Raw genomic sequence first — 14,589 nt, 5'->3', positions numbered from 1 at the left:
TGCATGCGTACTGCAATGATGGAGGCATGAGCAACCGAATTGCATTCCTTGGCTGTGGATCCATGAACGAAGCCATTCTTGGCGGCCTGCTGGAGGCCGGGACGGACCCCGGGGATGTGGTGGCCACCGTCCGCCGCGCGGAGCGCGCCTCGGAACTCGCCGAACGGTACCCCGGTATTACCGCGATCGCCGGCGAGGAAGAACCCGACAACAATAAACAGGCCACCAAGGGATCCGCCGTCGTCATCCTTGGCGTCAAACCGGTGGGCGTTGCTGACCTGGCCCGCGAAATCGGCCCTGCCCTTTCGCCGGATACCGTGGTGGTCAGCGTGGCCGCGGCAGTATCCATCGCCCAGCTTGAAGCCGCGCTCCCCGCCGGCCAGCCGGTCATCCGGACCATGCCCAACACGCCGGCAAAGCTGGGCCGCGGCGTGGTGTCCGTCTCGCCAGGAACCCACTGCACTCCCGAGCAGCTCCGGAAGGTCAAGGACATCCTGCAGGGCGCCGGGACTGTGGTCGAAGTGCCCGAAGAGCAGGTGGATGCGCTGTCAGCCATCAGCGGCTCGGGCCCGGCGTACGCTTTCTACCTGGCCGAGGCCATGGCCTCGGCGGGGGAGGAGCTGGGGCTGGACCGCGAACTGTCCCTGCTCCTGGCCCGCGAAACGGTGGCCGGCGCAGGCTTCATGCTCGCCGAACCGGGGGCGGACCCTTCCGCGCTGCGCAAAGCGGTCACCAGCCCCAATGGCACCACGGAGCGGGCCATCGCCACGTTCGACGAACAGGGCATCCCGGCCATCATCGCCGCCGGCGCCAAGGCGGCAGCGGACCGGGCAGCGGAAATCACCAAGCAGCTCGGGTAGCGGAGGTTGGGCCTGTCGAAATCCGGTTTCGACAGGCCCAACCACCGGGGGACTCTAAGGCCGGGCGGCAAACCGTTCCAGCAGGTCCACATGCCCGGAAACAATGAGCATGTCCCGCGAGGACACCTTGGTCTCGGGCCGGGCGTAGGTGAAGTCCTCGCCCGGGGACTTCACGCCCACAATGGTCACACCGTACTTGGAGCGGACCTTCGACTCGTCCAGCGTGAACCCCACGGTCTCGCGCGGCGGATACATCTTTACGATGGCGAAGTCGTCGTCGAACTCGATGAAGTCCAGCATCCTGCCCGACACCAGGTGCGCTGCACGGACGCCGGCGTCGGCCTCCGGGTAGATGACGTGGTTGGCCCCGATCCGCGTCAGGATCTTGCCGTGCGAGGGGGTGATGGCCTTGACCCAGAGGTGCTCGATTCCCAGGTCCACCAGGTTGACGGTGATCAGCACGGAGGACTCAATGGACGTACCCACCCCCACCACCGCGGAACTGAACTCCTGGGCGCCCAACTGGCGCAGCGCGTCGATGTTGGTGGCGTCAGCCTCCACCACATGGGTCAGGAGCGGAGCCCATTTCTGCACCAGGTTCCGGTCGCGTTCGATCGCGAGCACCTCCCGGCCCTGTTTGACCAGCTGCTCTGCCGTGGATGATCCGAAGCGGCCCAGTCCGATCACCAACACCGGGGCGTTGTGGGCGGGGCGCCGCGGGGCGTCTGTGGAACTAGCCAATGATCGGCCTCTCTTCGGGGTAGTGGTACAACTGGCTGCGCTGGCGCAGGGCCAGGGCGGCTGCGAGGGTAACGGTTCCCACGCGGCCCGCGAACATCAGGGCCGCGAGGACGTAGACGCCGGCTGGGGGCATCTCGGCGCTGAGGTTGGTGCTCAGGCCCACCGTGGCGAACGCGGAAATGGTTTCGAACAGCACCCGGTCAAGTGACTGGCCGCTGATGGCCAGCAGCAGGAAAGCGGACACGGACACCAGGGTGGCGCCGGCCACGATCACCGAGATGGCCACCCGCATGCTTCCTTGCGGGATGGTCCTGCCGTAGACCTTGACGTCCGCGTCACCGCGGGCCTCGGCGACTATGGCCAGGAACATCACAGCGATGGTGGTGACTTTGATGCCGCCTGCCGTGGATGCGGAGCCGCCGCCGGCGAACATCAGGGCGTCGGTCAGCAGCATGGTGGTGGAATCCATCTGGTTCTGGTCCACCAGGTTGAAGCCGCCGGACCGCGTCATGACGGAGGCGAACAGCGCGTGGGTGATCTTGTCGCCCACATCCATGGTGCCGATGGTCCGGACGTTGTCCCACTCCATCAGCGCCCACAGGAACGCCCCGGCCACCAGGAGGATCAGCGATACCTGGATGGTGAGCTTGGTGTGCAGGTTCCACTTTTTCCAGTTCAGGCCGTTCTGCTGGAGGACCATCACCACGGGGAAGCCCAGGCTGCCCAGGAAGACCCCCACCATCAGGGGGATGAGGATCCACAAATCCGTCTCGTAGGGCACGATGCCGTCCGAGTGCGGGGTGAAACCGGCGTTGTTAAATGACGAAATGGCATAGAAGATGCCGTGCCACACGGACTGCCAGAAGGGCTCGCCCAGGGTCAGGAACCGGGGAACGAGCGCCAGGGCCAGGACGCCCTCGATGACCACGGAGGTGGTGATGACGATCCGGAGCAGGGTGCCCACCTCACCGAGGCGGCCGGCGTTGTTCATGGATTCCGCGGCAATGATCTTCCCGCGCACTCCCAGCCGCTTGCTCACCATCAGTGCCAGCAACGAGGCCAGCGTCAAGGTGCCCAAGCCACCGATGAAGATGCCCACCAGGATCACCAGCTGGCCGAAAAAGGACCAGTGCGCCGCCGTCGACACCACCGTAAGTCCCGTCACGCAGACGGCCGACACGGCGGTGAACAGGGCCTGGTGGATGGGGGTGGCGGTTCCGTCGGCCGAAGCCACGGGCAGCGACAGCAGGAACGTGAACACCACACAGACGGCGGCGAACGCAGTCAGTGCAAGCCTGGCGGGGGAGGTGTTGGCAATGTCGTCGATGAAGTCGCGAAGCCGCGTGAAGATCCAGAGGCCCTCCCGCTCCTGCGCCGGGGGGTGCCAGCTGGCCGGGGTCCGGGGCCTTGACTGGCTCTGCGTCATGTGTGGCTTTTCCTCGGTCGAAACTGCTTCCCCCAGTAGTAAACCACTAAAGCCCCGCTTCATGGCCTGGCTGCGGGTCCGGCGGGCTCGGGTAGCCTGTGATTGATGACATATCTGCCCGGTCTAAGCCAGCCCGCGCCGCCGACGACGGTGGCGTGGAGCCCCGACATGACTGCCTACAATTTCGGCCCGGGCCACCCCATGGCGCCGGAGCGGATGGACCTTACGGCCCGCCTGTCGCGCAGCCTGGGGCTCTTCGACCTGGACCACGTGGACGTGCAGGCGCCGGAGACGGCATCCGATGCAGAACTGGAAGCGGTGCATTCGGCGGATTATGTCGCGGCGGTGCGCAGGGTCAGCGCGGACCCCTCGCGGCCGGACGAGTCCCGCGGGCTGGGCACCGAGGACGACCCGGCTTTCGCGGGAATGCATGAGGCCGCGGCGCGGCTGGCCGGCGGATCCCTGATGGCTGCCCAGGGTGTGCTGGAGGGCTGGGCCGTGCATGCGGTCAACTTCGGCGGCGGCATGCACCACGCTTCCCGGGACCGTGCCAGCGGATTCTGCATTTACAACGACGCCGCCCTTGCCGTGCAGCGGCTCCTCGACGGCGGCGTCGGAAAAGTGGCCTACATCGACGTCGACGCCCACCACGGCGACGGCACGCAGAACATCTTCTGGGACGACCCCCGGGTCCTGACGCTCTCGCTGCACGAAACGGGACTGACCCTCTTCCCCGGAACCGGGTTCGCCAACGAGATCGGCGGCCCCGCGGCGGAGGGGACGGCCGTCAACGTTGCGCTGCCGGCCGGCACCGCGGACGCCGGCTGGCTGCGGGCCTTTTACGCCATCGTGCCGCAACTGGTGGGCGCCTTTGAACCGGAGGTCATCGTGAGCCAGCACGGCTGCGACTCGCACCGCAGCGACCCCCTCACGCACCTCAACCTCAGTGTCGACGGGCAGCGCGAGGCCGCGAACGCCGTCGCAAACCTCGCCGAACGGTTCTGCGGAGGCCGCTGGATCGCCACCGGGGGCGGCGGTTACAACGTCCTGGATGTGGTGCCGCGCGCTTGGAGCCACCTGGTGGCGATCGCCGCCGGACGGCCCGTGCCGCTGCGCACCGCCGTGCCCGAGGACTGGCGGCAGTACGTGGCGGAGAAATTCGGGACCGTGGCCCCCACACTCATGGGGGACGACGTGGAGCTGTGGTGGCGCTCCTGGGAAGTGGGCTTCGACCCCAACGACGCCGTGGACCGCACCGTCATGGCCACCCGCAAGGCGGTATTCCCGCTCCATGGGCTGGACCCCTGGTTCGACTAGCAGGCCCGGGCGCCGCACCGGGACACGGAGGCACCGAAATAGTTGATGCCTTTCGGCGTATATGTCGCTAGGGTGGGAGGCATGGTGACAGACGACGTATTTGCCGTCATAGCGGAATCCACCCGGCGGGACATCCTGGTGGCCCTCCGGACGGGGGACAAAGCCGTGGGGGAGCTGGTGGAGGAACTGGACGCCAGCCAGCCCACCATTTCCAAGCACCTGAAGGTCCTGCGGGAGGCACAATTGGTGAGCATGCGTGCCCAGGGCCAAAAGCGGTACTACGCCTTGAACCGGGGTCCGCTGGAAGGCATTGCGAGCTGGCTGGAGACGTTCGACGTCGGCCCGGCCGGCACGGCTGCCTCGTCCCCAACCAACGCATCGCCAAAGAACGCCCCCGCCAACAGTGCAGCGGCCGGCAGCGCATCAGCGACGAAGGGCCGGTCTGCGGCGGGCACCGCCGCAGCGGGCCTGCCGGAAGCACCCGCCGCCGTCGAACGGGGCCTCGTGCCGCAGGGCCAGGAGGAAGCCGCCGCGGCCGTCCTGGTGCGGGAGGGCGCCGAACTGAGCCCCGCCGTCGTCATTCCCGGCGGAACCGCCGCCCCGCTGAGCGATGACAGTGTTCCGCAGCAGATCGGACGCAGTGTTGGCCGCGCGGCCACCAAAGCCGCTGACCTCCTGGCAAACCTCCCCAACCTGCCTAAATTCGGCAGGAAGAAATAGTTTGGACGCCGGCGGTTGAGGTCTCGAAACCCGGGTTTCGAGCTTCCAACCGCCGGTTCCCGGCTCAGTGCGTGCCCAGCAGCCGCACGTGGTCCGGCGTAAGCCCTGAAACGGAACTGACGCCCAGCAGGGCCATGGTGCGTGCCATGTCCTTTTCCAGGATCTGCAGGACGCGGTCCACGCCGGCGCGGCCGCCGGCCATCAGCCCGTAGAGGTAGGCGCGCCCAATCAGGGTGAAGTCCGCGCCAAGGGCCAGCGCGGCCACGATGTCCGCGCCGCTCATGATGCCGGTATCCAGCATGATGGCCGCGTCCGTGTTGTCCTTGGTGAAGGCCTCCTTGACCTCGGGGAGCAGGTGGAACGGGATGGGGGCCCGGTCCAGCTGGCGGCCGCCGTGGTTGGAGAGCACTACGCCATCCGCGCCGTGGTCCACTACCCGGCGGGCGTCCTCCACCGTCTGGATGCCCTTGACCACCAGGTTGCCCTTCCAGGTGTCGCGCAGCCAGTCCAGGTCCTCAAAGGTGAGCGTGGGATCGAACATGGAGTTGATCAGGTCCGCCACGGTGCCGGTGTAGCGCGAGAGCGACGCGAAGGTCAGCGGCTCGTGGGTGAGGAAGTTGAACCACCAGGCCGGCCGGTAGGAGGCGTCCAGGACGGTCTTCAGGGTCAGTGCCGGCGGGATGGTCATGCCGTTGCGGACGTCGCGGAGGCGCGCGCCGGCAACGGCGGTGTCCACGGTGACCATGAGGGTGTCGTTGCCGGCCTTGGCGGCGCGCTCGATCAGTTCCAGCGAGCGGTCGCGGTCCGTCCACAGGTAAAGCTGGAACCAGTTCCGGCCGTTTGGTGCGGCCGCTGCCACGTCCTCGATGGACGCCGTGCCCATGGTGGAGAGCGTATAGGGGATGCCCGCTGCCTCGGCGGCGCGGGACCCGGCGTATTCGCCCTCGGACTGCATCATCCGGGTGAACCCGGTGGGGGCGATGCCCACGGGTAGGCGGGACGGTTTCCCGAGGATGTCGGTGCTGAGGTCGATGGCAGAGACGTTCCGCAGGATGCCGGGCCGGAATTCGATGTCCAGGAATGCCTGGCGGGCCCGGCGGAGGGTGATTTCCTCCTCGGCGGCTCCGTCCGTGTAGTCGAAGGGGGCCTGCGGGGTACGCCGTTTGGCGATGTCCCGGAGTTCCCGGATGGTGCTGGCCCGCTTGAGCCGCGCGTCCTTGCTGAACTCCGGCTTCTTGAACTGCATCAGTGGAGCGAGGTCTGAGTACTTGGGCACGCGGCGCTTCAGGGCCGGGGGCACGGCGGACGACGCCGGAGCCTTGGCGGGTGCGGGCGCTGCGGGAATGTCAGTGGCGTCCGGGGCCGGGGCGGCCTCCGGGTTGCCGGGCTGGATGATGTGGGTCATGGCGTCCTCCTGTGGTCCAACCACACTGTAGGCCATGTGGTCCAACCACATCAACTACCATTGGCCGTATGCGAACCCACCAGCTGGTCCTTGCCTGGATCGAGGACCAACTCTCTGCCGGACGGCTGGCCGTCGGCGGCAGGCTGCCGGCCGAACGGACCCTCGCCGAGCAGCTCAAGGTGTCCCGGACATCGGTGCGGGAGGCCATCCGGATCCTCGAGGCGATGGGGGTGGTCCGCGCGGGTGTCGGGTCCGGCCCCGATGCGGGGACGGTGGTCATCTCGGACCCCACCGCGGCGCTCGGCTCGGCCCTCCGCCTGCACGTTGCCACCCAGCACCTGCCCGTGGCGGACATCGTGGAGACCCGCGTCCTGCTGGAGTCCTGGGCTGTGGGCAAGGCGCGGCCGGATGCCCCCGAACTCGATGAGGCCGCTGCCCTGCTGGCCGGCATGGACGGGCCGGATGGCCTGCCGGTCGGCGACTTCCTGGCCCTCGATGTCCGCTTCCACCTTGCTCTGGCCAACGCCGCCGGCAACGCGGTGGTCAGCGCCATGATGGGGTCCCTCCGGGAATCCATCCAGGGCTACGCTGCAGAGCTGACGTCAAACCTGCCCGACTGGGACGCCACAGCATCCCGTTTGCGTGCCGAACACCACGCCATCCTTGCGGCGGTCCGGAGGGGCGACGGCGGCCGGGCGGCAGAACTGGTGGCGGCCCACATTGAGGGGTATTACCAGGAAGCAGGCTTGGGGGCGGAGTTCCGGGAACGCTAGCCGTGGACGGCGCTCCGTGACGCCTTGGCCGGACCGCTGCTGGCCCGGACTTCCAGCCGGGGCTGGAAGCGGCTGCCGGGCGCCTCGTTCCCTTCCTTGCGGATCAATGCCCGGAGCTGGTGCCACGCCTGCTCGCCCAGTTCGGTGATGGGGACGGCCGCGGTGGTGAGTGCCGGCGTCGTGTACTTGGCGAAGGGGATGTCGTCGAAGCCGGTGACGGAGATGTCGCCCGGCACGTCCAGGCCCCGTTCATGCAGTCCGCTCATCAGCCCCATGGCCACGAGGTCGTTGAACGCGAGGATGCCGGTGGCCCCGCTGGCCAGGACCGCGTCCACTGCTCCATGCCCGGTGTCGAAGTCCGAGCCGCCCTCGAGCATGGTCACCTCCACCTGCGGGTGGGCGGCCTTGAAAGCCTCCAGGCCCTTGAGCCGCATGCCGTTCGATGCGCTCCGCGGCGGCCCTGCCAGGAAGGCCAAGCGGGTATGCCCCAGCTCCACCAGGTGTCCGGCGATGTCCTGGACGCCCTGCCCGTAGTCCACCACGAGGCTGGGCACGTCCGGTGCGGCCGTGGTGCGGTTGATCAGTACCAGCGGGTGCAGCGACGGCGCGATTTCCGTCAGTTCGGCATCCGTCATGCGGGGGGCGCAGAGGACCAGCCCGTCGCAGCGGCGGCGCGCTTCGCCGGCCAGGATGGACTCCTCGCTGGAAACTTCGAACGAGTCCGCGATGAGCACCCGGTAGCCGTCCTGTGCCGCGGCCCGGCTCAGGCCGCGGAGGATGGCCTGGAACGTGGGATTGGCCAGATCGGGCACCACGATGCCGATCGTGTCTGTCTTCCCCAGTGCCAGGCTGCGGCCCACCGGGTTGGGCTGGTACTTCAGTTCTGCGGCGGCGGCGCGGACCCTGGCGGCGATGTCCGGGTCCACCGTGAAGTTCCCGTTCATGACACGCGAAACCGTGGCGTGTGAGACTCCTGCCTTCACGGCGACATCCGCGATGCCGATCCGGCCGCTTGCCGATTTCCTGGCCATGGGGAACCCTTCTTTCGCGCCACCCGGACGGACGCTGCCGGATGCGGCGGCGTCCGGCGAACAAGCCCCGGGAGGCTGGTGCTTTGGAAGACAGCATATACGGCAGTCGGAAAGCGATTTCTACCCTTTTCCCGACAGTTTTCCGTCGGGGAGGGCGCCAGCGCGGCGCGCTTGGCCGGAAAACGCTTTCTGTCAGCGCCTGAAGTGGTTGACGGATAGGCGGACGGGTTGATAGAACTGCTATAGCGAACTGAGAAAACGCTTTCTCAGGCAGGTGCAGCAGAGTGCCACCGCCGAACCGCAGCGGCCGTCCCGGCGGCCGGGCAACGAGCTTTCGAAAGGTACCCCACATGGTCAACACAGCCGAGACGACGTCGGCCGCAGCTGCTCCCCACACGGCTGCCGGCAGCGCCACCTCCGACGGCCGCAAGGCGCGCCTTGCTTTGGTCGGCACCGGAGGGCGCTCCGAAATGTACATCCGCGCAGTGTTCGGCAAGCACGCCGACACCTCGGAACTGGTCGCGTTCGCGGACGTGAACCCCGGCCGCGTGGAGTTCTACCAGAACCTCATCCAGGAACTCGGTGCCCCCGGCCCCATTGCCTCGTTCGATCCCGCGGACCTGACGGCCTTCATCCAGGGCAACAACATCGACCGCGTCGTGGTGACCACTCCCGACTACACCCACGCCGACTACATCGTCGAAGCCCTCCGGGCCGGTGCCGACGTGGTGGTGGAAAAGCCCCTCACCATCGATGCCGAGGGCTGCCGCCGCATCACCAAGGCGGTCCAGGAAACCGGCCGGAACGTCGTGGTGACGTTCAACTACCGCTACTCGCCCCGCAACAGCGCCCTCAAGGAAATCATCCAGAGCGGCGTGATCGGCAAGGTCACCTCGATCGACTTCAGCTGGGTCCTGGACACCGTGCACGGCGCGGACTACTTCCGCCGCTGGCACCGCGAGAAGAAGAACTCCGGCGGCCTGCTCATCCACAAGGCGTCCCACCACTTCGACCTCGTCAACTGGTGGATCGACGACGTCCCGGAGCGCGTCTTCGCCTCCGGCGGCCTGAAATTCTTTGGCGACAAGAACGCCGCCGAACGCGGGCTTGGCCCCCGCCCCGAGCGCGGAACGCCCGACGCCGGTGCGCCCGCCGGTGAAAAGGACCCGTTCGCGCTGGACCTCCGGGAGGACGAGCGGCTCAAGGCGCTCTTCCTGGACAACGAACACTACGACGGCTACCGCCGCGACCAGGACGTCTTCACCGGCGGGATCACCATCGAGGACAACCTGGCACTGGTGGTGGAGTACCAGGGCGGGCCGCGCCTGAGCTACTCGCTGAACGCGCACAGCCCCTGGGAAGGCTACCGGGTGGCGGTCAACGGCACCGAGGGCCGCGCTGAGCTCGAAGTGGTGGAACGCGCCGCCGTCCTGCACAGCACGGACAAAAAGACCGTGGTGGACCCCAGCGCAACCCCCGTGGAGGAAGAGGACGCCGTCCGCCGCAACGGCGAACGGCTGGTGGTCCAACGCCACTGGGAGGCCGCGTACGAGGTGCCGATCGTCAACGGCGAAGGCGGGCACGGCGGGGGCGACGAACTCCTGCTCTCGGACCTCTTCAACGGCCCGGGTGAAGACCCGCTGGGCCGTCCCTCCGGCTACCTCGACGGGCTGCGGTCGGTCTCCGTGGGCATCGCCGGCAACCAGTCGCTCGAAACCTCGCTGCCCATCCGCGTGGAGGACCTGGACCTCGGCGTCGACCTCCGCCGCGGCAAGTAAGGAAGAACCATGAGCAGGATATTCGTTACCGGCGGCTCCGGCCGCCTGGGCCGCAGCGTCGTGGCGGGGCTCGCCCAAGCGGGCCACGAGGTGGTCTCCGTGGACCGCGACGCCGTGCCCGCCGACCAGCTGCCGCCCGGCGTCGTGCAGGAAACCGCGGACCTCCTGGCGCCGGGCGAGGCGCTGCGCCTCCTCCGGGAGGCAAGGCCCGACGCCGTCATCCACCTTGCAGCGATCGCCGTCCCGTTCAGCGCGCCGGAGGACGTCATCTTCGGCACCAACACCCGGCTCGCCTTCGCCGTGATCAGCGCGGCCACGGAGCTGGGCGTGCCCAAGATCATCACCGCCAGCAGCCCCACCGTGCTCGGATACGGCTCGCCCGCGGGCTGGCTGCCGCCGTCGTTCCCGCTCGATGAGCGGACGCCGCCGAAGCCCTGGAACGCCTACGCACTCTCCAAGCTCATCGCCGAACAGACTGTCCAGATGTTTGCCGCCGCCCAGGGGGAGAGGATCCGGTACGCGGCGTTCCGCCCGTGTTTCGTGATCTCCCCGGAGGAGTGGGAGGGGGCGCCCACGCAGCAGGGCCACACCCTGGCTGAACGCCTGGCCGATCCCGCCCTTTCCGCACCGGCCCTGTTCAACTACGTGGACGCCCGCGACGTCGCGGACTTCCTTGACCTGCTGCTCCGGAAAATGACGGACATTCCCAACGGGGAAACCTTCTTCGTCGGAGCCGCGGACGCCCTCGCCACCGCGCCACTGGCGGAGCTCATGCCCCGGTTCCTGCCGGGCAGTGAAGGCATCAGCGCAGGCCTGACCGGGACCAGCCCCGCCTTCTCCATCGCCAAGGCACAGGAACTCCTGGGCTGGCAGCCGCGGCGCAGCTGGCGCACCGAACTCACGTCCCGCCCCACCCTCAACGACGAGGCTTCCGCGCTGGTCACTGCCGGCGGCGGAAGCAAGGAGACACCATGAAATTCGACGGCGTACTGTTCTTCCCCGTCACCCCGTTCACGGCCGAAGGCGCCGTCGATGTGGAACTGCTCAAGGAACACATCGGTTCCCGGCTGCCCTTTGGCCCCGGCGGCGTCTTCCCTGCCTGCGGCACCGGTGAATTCCATGCCCTCAGCATCGAGGAGGTCCGCACGGTGGTGGCGGCCGCCGTCGAGGTCGTCGCCGGGAAGGTTCCCGTGGTGGCCGGGGCGGGCGGACCGCTGGGCCACGCCCTCGCCGCCGCCCGGGTTGCCGAGGAAGCAGGCGCCGACGCCCTCCTGGTGCTTCCGCCCTACCTGGTGACGGGACCCACCGACGGCCTGGTGGCCTACATCGAGGCTGTCGCCAACGCCAGCAGCCTGCCGGTCATCGTCTACCACCGCGGCAACGCAAAGTTCACCGCTGCGTCCATGGCGAAGCTGGCGGCCAATCCCAAGGTCATCGGCTTCAAGGACGGCCTGGGCGATGTTGGCCTGGCCCAGGAGATCGTGTCCGCCGTCAAGGCTGCCGGCCGGGAGGACTTTGCGTTCTTCAACGGCCTGCTCACCGCGGAACTGACCCAGGGCGCCTATCGCGGCCTGGGGATCCCGCTGTATTCGTCGGCAGCCTTCGCGATGGCGCCGGAGATCGCGAAGGCGTACTACGACGCCTACGTATCCGGGGACGAGGACCGCCGCAATGCCCTGCTGGCGGGCTTCTACGCACCGCTGGTCCGCCTGCGCGACCAAACGCCCGGGTTCGGCGTCTCCCTGATCAAGGCCGGCCTGCGACTGGGCGGCCTTCCGGTGGGCGCGGTGCGGCCGCCGCTGGTGGATCCCACGGAGGAACAGCTGGTGGAGCTCAAGGCCATCCTCGCCAGGGGCTACGAGCTGGCCGGCCGCTGATGGGCGCCCTCGCGACCCGGACCGTTACAGTCCCGCGCATCACGGGCCTTTCCACGCGGCTCATCACGGTGCCGCTGCGCCGGAGCTGGGGGGCTGAAGCGCCGGAGAACCACGTCATCGCCACCGAGCTCCACACGGATGACGGCGGCACCGGGTACGGCTTCTCCTGGACCCCCACTATCGGGCCCCGGGCGGTAAAGGCCCTGCTGGATCACGACATCGCCCCTTTCGTCGCCGGGCTGCCCGCCACCCCCGAGGGGGTGTGGGACGTGCTCTGGAAGCGGCTGCACGAGGCCGGCGGCGGAGGGCTCACCACCATCGCCATGGCCGGTGTGGACCTTGCACTGTGGGACCTGCAGGCCCGCCGTGCCGGCACGTCCGTCACCGGCCTGCTGGGACAGCGGCACGAGTCAGCCGAGGTCTACGGCTCCGGCGTGAACCTGCACTACACCCTGGAGGAGCTGGTGGCGCAGGCTGAACGCTGGGTCGCCGCCGGCCACCAGGCCGTCAAGATCAAGGTGGGCAAACCGGACCTGCGCGAGGACGCGGAGCGGGTGGCGGCCGTGCGGTCCGTGCTGGGCCCGGACCGGCGGCTCATGATCGACGCGAACCAGCGCTGGGACCTGCCCACCACGTTCCGGGCGCTGGACGTCCTGGCTGAATTCGGCCTTGAATGGTTGGAGGAACCCATCCGCGCGGACGACCTTTGGGCCTACCGCCGGCTCCGCAAACACTCCCCGGTGCCCATTGCCTTGGGCGAAAACCTGCACACCATCTACCGTTTCCGCGATTTCATAGAAGCTGAGGCGGTGGACATCATCCAGCCCAACATCATCCGGGTCGGCGGCATCACCCCGTTCCGGCGGATCGTGGAGCTGGCCCGGACCCACAGCATCAAGGTCATGCCGCACCTGCTGCCGGAACTGTCCGGGCAGCTGGCATTGACCCTGGCGGAACCCACCCTGGTGGAGGACGTCGAAGAGGCGTCGTTCGAGCAGCTGGGCATCCTGGACGGGCCATCGCCGGTGCGGTTCAGCAACAGCCGGGTGGCCCTGGCGGACCGGCCCGGCCTGGGATTCCGGTTCCGGGACGCACCGTAACCACCTACGCACATCCACAGAACAGGTACCCGACGTGACAACTGCAACCCTTTCCCTGTCCGAGCTCACAGCTGCCGCGACGGAAGCCGCCAGGGCCGCCGCCGCCGCCACCGACGCCGAGCGCGCCGCCTGGCTTCACGCGGTGGCGGACGCCCTGGACGCCAACGCGGCCGAACTGGTGGAAATCGCCGATGCCGAAACCAGCCTGGGAGTTCCCCGGCTGACCGGCGAGGTAGCCCGCACCACCGGCCAGCTGCGCCTCTTCGCCACCGTCATCACCGAGGGCTCCTACCTGGAAGCCATCATCGACCACGCGGACCCCGCCGCCACGCCGCCCAAACCCGACCTTCGCCGCATCCTGCGGCCCATCGGGCCAGTGGCGGTCTTCTCGGCGTCGAACTTCCCGTTCGCCTTCTCAGTGGCCGGCGGTGACACGGCCTCGGCCCTCGCCGTCGGCTGCTCCGTCGTTGTCAAAGCCCACTCAGGGCACCTGCGGCTCTCCGAGCGGACCGCAGCAATTGTGGCGGAGGCGCTTCGCAGTGCGGGTGCTCCGGAGGGCCTGTTCGCCTTGGTCAGCGGCCGCGAGGTGGGAACGGCGCTGGTCCAGGACCCCGCCATCAAGGCCGTGGGCTTCACCGGCTCCATCCCCGGCGGCCGCGCCCTGTTCGACCTCGCCACCTCACGGCCCGAGCCCATCCCGTTCTACGGAGAGCTGGGCAGCCTCAATCCCGTGGTCATCACGGCGGCAGCACTTGAAGGACGCCCGGCGGAACTGGCCGCCGGCCTGGCCGGATCCTTCACCCTTGGGGCGGGCCAGTTCTGCACCAAGCCAGGCCTGGTGTTCATCCCTGCCGGAACCTCCTTTGCAGCCCAGGTCGCCGAGGCCAGCAAGGACAAGCCCGCGGCCGGCATGCTGACCAGCCGCATCGCCGAGGCCTACCCTGAGGGACTGCGCAGCTTCGCGGCCGTCGAGGGCGTGGAGGTGGTGGGCGGCAGCGTTGACCAGGACGCGGCGGCCAACGGGGCGGCTCCGGTGGTGTTCGCCACCAGCGCGGCCAAGGTCCTGGAGCGGCCTGAGCAGCTGCTTGAGGAATGCTTCGGGCCCACCACCATCCTCATCGAGTACGCGGACCAGCAGGAACTCTCTGCTGTCCTGGCAGAGGTTCCCGGCAGCCTGACGGCCACGGTGCACGCACAGCCGGGCGAGGACATCGCCGCCCTGGTGGAGCAGCTCTCGGGCCTGGCCGGCCGGGTCCTGTTCGATGGCTGGCCCACGGGTGTCGCCGTGAACTGGGCCCAGCAGCACGGCGGCCCATACCCCGCCACCACCTCGCTGTTCACCTCGGTGGGTGCGACGGCGGTCCGCCGCTTCCAGCGTCCCGTGGCCTACCAGGACGCCCCGGAAAGCGTCCTGCACCCGGCGCTGCGTGAGGACAATCCGCTCGGGATCCCGCGCCGTGTGGACGGCGAACTGCGGCTCCCGTAACAACGCCCGCTCACCTATGGCCGCCTTACTCGAAACGCCCGCTCACTTATGGCCGTAAATACGGCCATAAGTGAG

13 protein-coding genes are annotated in these 14,589 nt (G+C 68.5%); 9 read left to right on the top strand and 4 right to left on the bottom strand.

Going from position 1 to position 14,589, the window contains the following annotated elements:
- The first annotated feature begins 26 nt into the window (after positions 1-26).
- A complete protein-coding gene (gene proC, locus ACFVVC_RS20965; RefSeq protein WP_387457891.1) occupies positions 27-860 on the top strand; it encodes a pyrroline-5-carboxylate reductase in 834 nt (277 codons plus the stop codon).
- A 54-nt stretch (positions 861-914) separates the two neighbouring features.
- On the opposite strand, the gene ACFVVC_RS20960 is transcribed toward proC, so the two are convergent.
- Together ACFVVC_RS20960 and ACFVVC_RS20955 are read right to left on the bottom strand one after the other, a co-directional pair.
- A complete protein-coding gene (locus ACFVVC_RS20960; RefSeq protein ID WP_018761823.1) occupies positions 915-1,553 on the bottom strand; it encodes a TrkA family potassium uptake protein in 639 nt (212 codons plus the stop codon).
- A 40-nt stretch (positions 1,554-1,593) separates the two neighbouring features.
- Entirely contained in the window at positions 1,594-3,027 is a 1,434-nt protein-coding gene (locus ACFVVC_RS20955; RefSeq protein ID WP_387457888.1) for a TrkH family potassium uptake protein, read from the bottom strand.
- Between the two features lie 105 nt (positions 3,028-3,132).
- On the opposite strand from ACFVVC_RS20955, the gene ACFVVC_RS20950 reads away from it, so the two are divergent.
- Positions 3,133-4,344: an acetoin utilization protein AcuC gene (locus ACFVVC_RS20950; protein WP_387457885.1), complete on the top strand. Its 1,212-nt coding sequence runs from the start codon at positions 3,133-3,135 to the stop codon at positions 4,342-4,344.
- 81 nt (positions 4,345-4,425) lie between these two features.
- Entirely contained in the window at positions 4,426-5,064 is a 639-nt protein-coding gene (locus ACFVVC_RS20945; RefSeq protein WP_387457882.1) for an ArsR/SmtB family transcription factor, read from the top strand.
- 64 nt (positions 5,065-5,128) lie between these two features.
- Here ACFVVC_RS20945 and ACFVVC_RS20940 read toward each other — a convergent pair whose 3' ends face one another.
- Positions 5,129-6,469, bottom strand: coding sequence for an alpha-hydroxy-acid oxidizing protein (locus tag ACFVVC_RS20940; protein WP_387457880.1), 1,341 nt, complete (start codon positions 6,467-6,469; stop codon positions 5,129-5,131).
- A gap of 68 nt (positions 6,470-6,537) precedes the next feature.
- On the opposite strand from ACFVVC_RS20940, the gene ACFVVC_RS20935 reads away from it, so the two are divergent.
- Complete coding sequence (locus ACFVVC_RS20935) at positions 6,538-7,242, top strand: FadR/GntR family transcriptional regulator (RefSeq protein WP_387457877.1); 705 nt, start codon at positions 6,538-6,540, stop codon at positions 7,240-7,242.
- Here ACFVVC_RS20935 and ACFVVC_RS20930 read toward each other — a convergent pair.
- On the bottom strand, positions 7,239-8,273 hold the full coding sequence (locus tag ACFVVC_RS20930) for a LacI family DNA-binding transcriptional regulator (RefSeq protein ID WP_387457875.1): 1,035 nt from the start codon (positions 8,271-8,273) through the stop codon (positions 7,239-7,241). The genes ACFVVC_RS20935 and ACFVVC_RS20930 overlap by 4 nt on opposite strands.
- Positions 8,274-8,623: 350 nt before the next feature.
- Here ACFVVC_RS20930 and ACFVVC_RS20925 point away from each other — a divergent pair, with 350 nt between their 5' ends.
- Genes ACFVVC_RS20925 through ACFVVC_RS20905 form a run of 5 tightly spaced genes read left to right on the top strand, consistent with a single transcriptional unit; the run spans position 8,624 to position 14,514 of the window.
- Positions 8,624-10,051 carry a Gfo/Idh/MocA family protein gene (locus ACFVVC_RS20925; protein ID WP_387457873.1) on the top strand — a complete coding sequence of 476 codons (1,428 nt, stop codon included), beginning with the start codon at positions 8,624-8,626 and terminating at the stop codon, positions 10,049-10,051.
- Between the two features lie 9 nt (positions 10,052-10,060).
- Positions 10,061-11,026 (top strand): NAD-dependent epimerase/dehydratase family protein, encoded by a 966-nt coding sequence (locus tag ACFVVC_RS20920; protein WP_387457870.1) that lies wholly within the window; start codon positions 10,061-10,063, stop codon positions 11,024-11,026.
- Positions 11,023-11,928: a 5-dehydro-4-deoxyglucarate dehydratase gene (locus ACFVVC_RS20915; protein WP_387457867.1), complete on the top strand. Its 906-nt coding sequence runs from the start codon at positions 11,023-11,025 to the stop codon at positions 11,926-11,928. The genes ACFVVC_RS20920 and ACFVVC_RS20915 overlap by 4 nt, the downstream gene beginning before the upstream one ends.
- Complete coding sequence (locus tag ACFVVC_RS20910) at positions 11,928-13,028, top strand: mandelate racemase/muconate lactonizing enzyme family protein (RefSeq protein ID WP_387457864.1); 1,101 nt, start codon at positions 11,928-11,930, stop codon at positions 13,026-13,028. The genes ACFVVC_RS20915 and ACFVVC_RS20910 overlap by 1 nt, the downstream gene beginning before the upstream one ends.
- A 34-nt stretch (positions 13,029-13,062) precedes the next feature.
- Complete coding sequence (locus ACFVVC_RS20905; RefSeq protein ID WP_387457861.1) at positions 13,063-14,514, top strand: aldehyde dehydrogenase (NADP(+)); 1,452 nt, start codon at positions 13,063-13,065, stop codon at positions 14,512-14,514.
- The last annotated feature ends 75 nt before the right edge of the window (positions 14,515-14,589 follow it).

The sequence above is a fragment of the Pseudarthrobacter sp. NPDC058196 genome (assembly GCF_042882685.1).
Taxonomy (GTDB): domain Bacteria; phylum Actinomycetota; class Actinomycetes; order Actinomycetales; family Micrococcaceae; genus Arthrobacter.
This window is presented reverse-complemented; position numbering and strand designations above follow the sequence as displayed.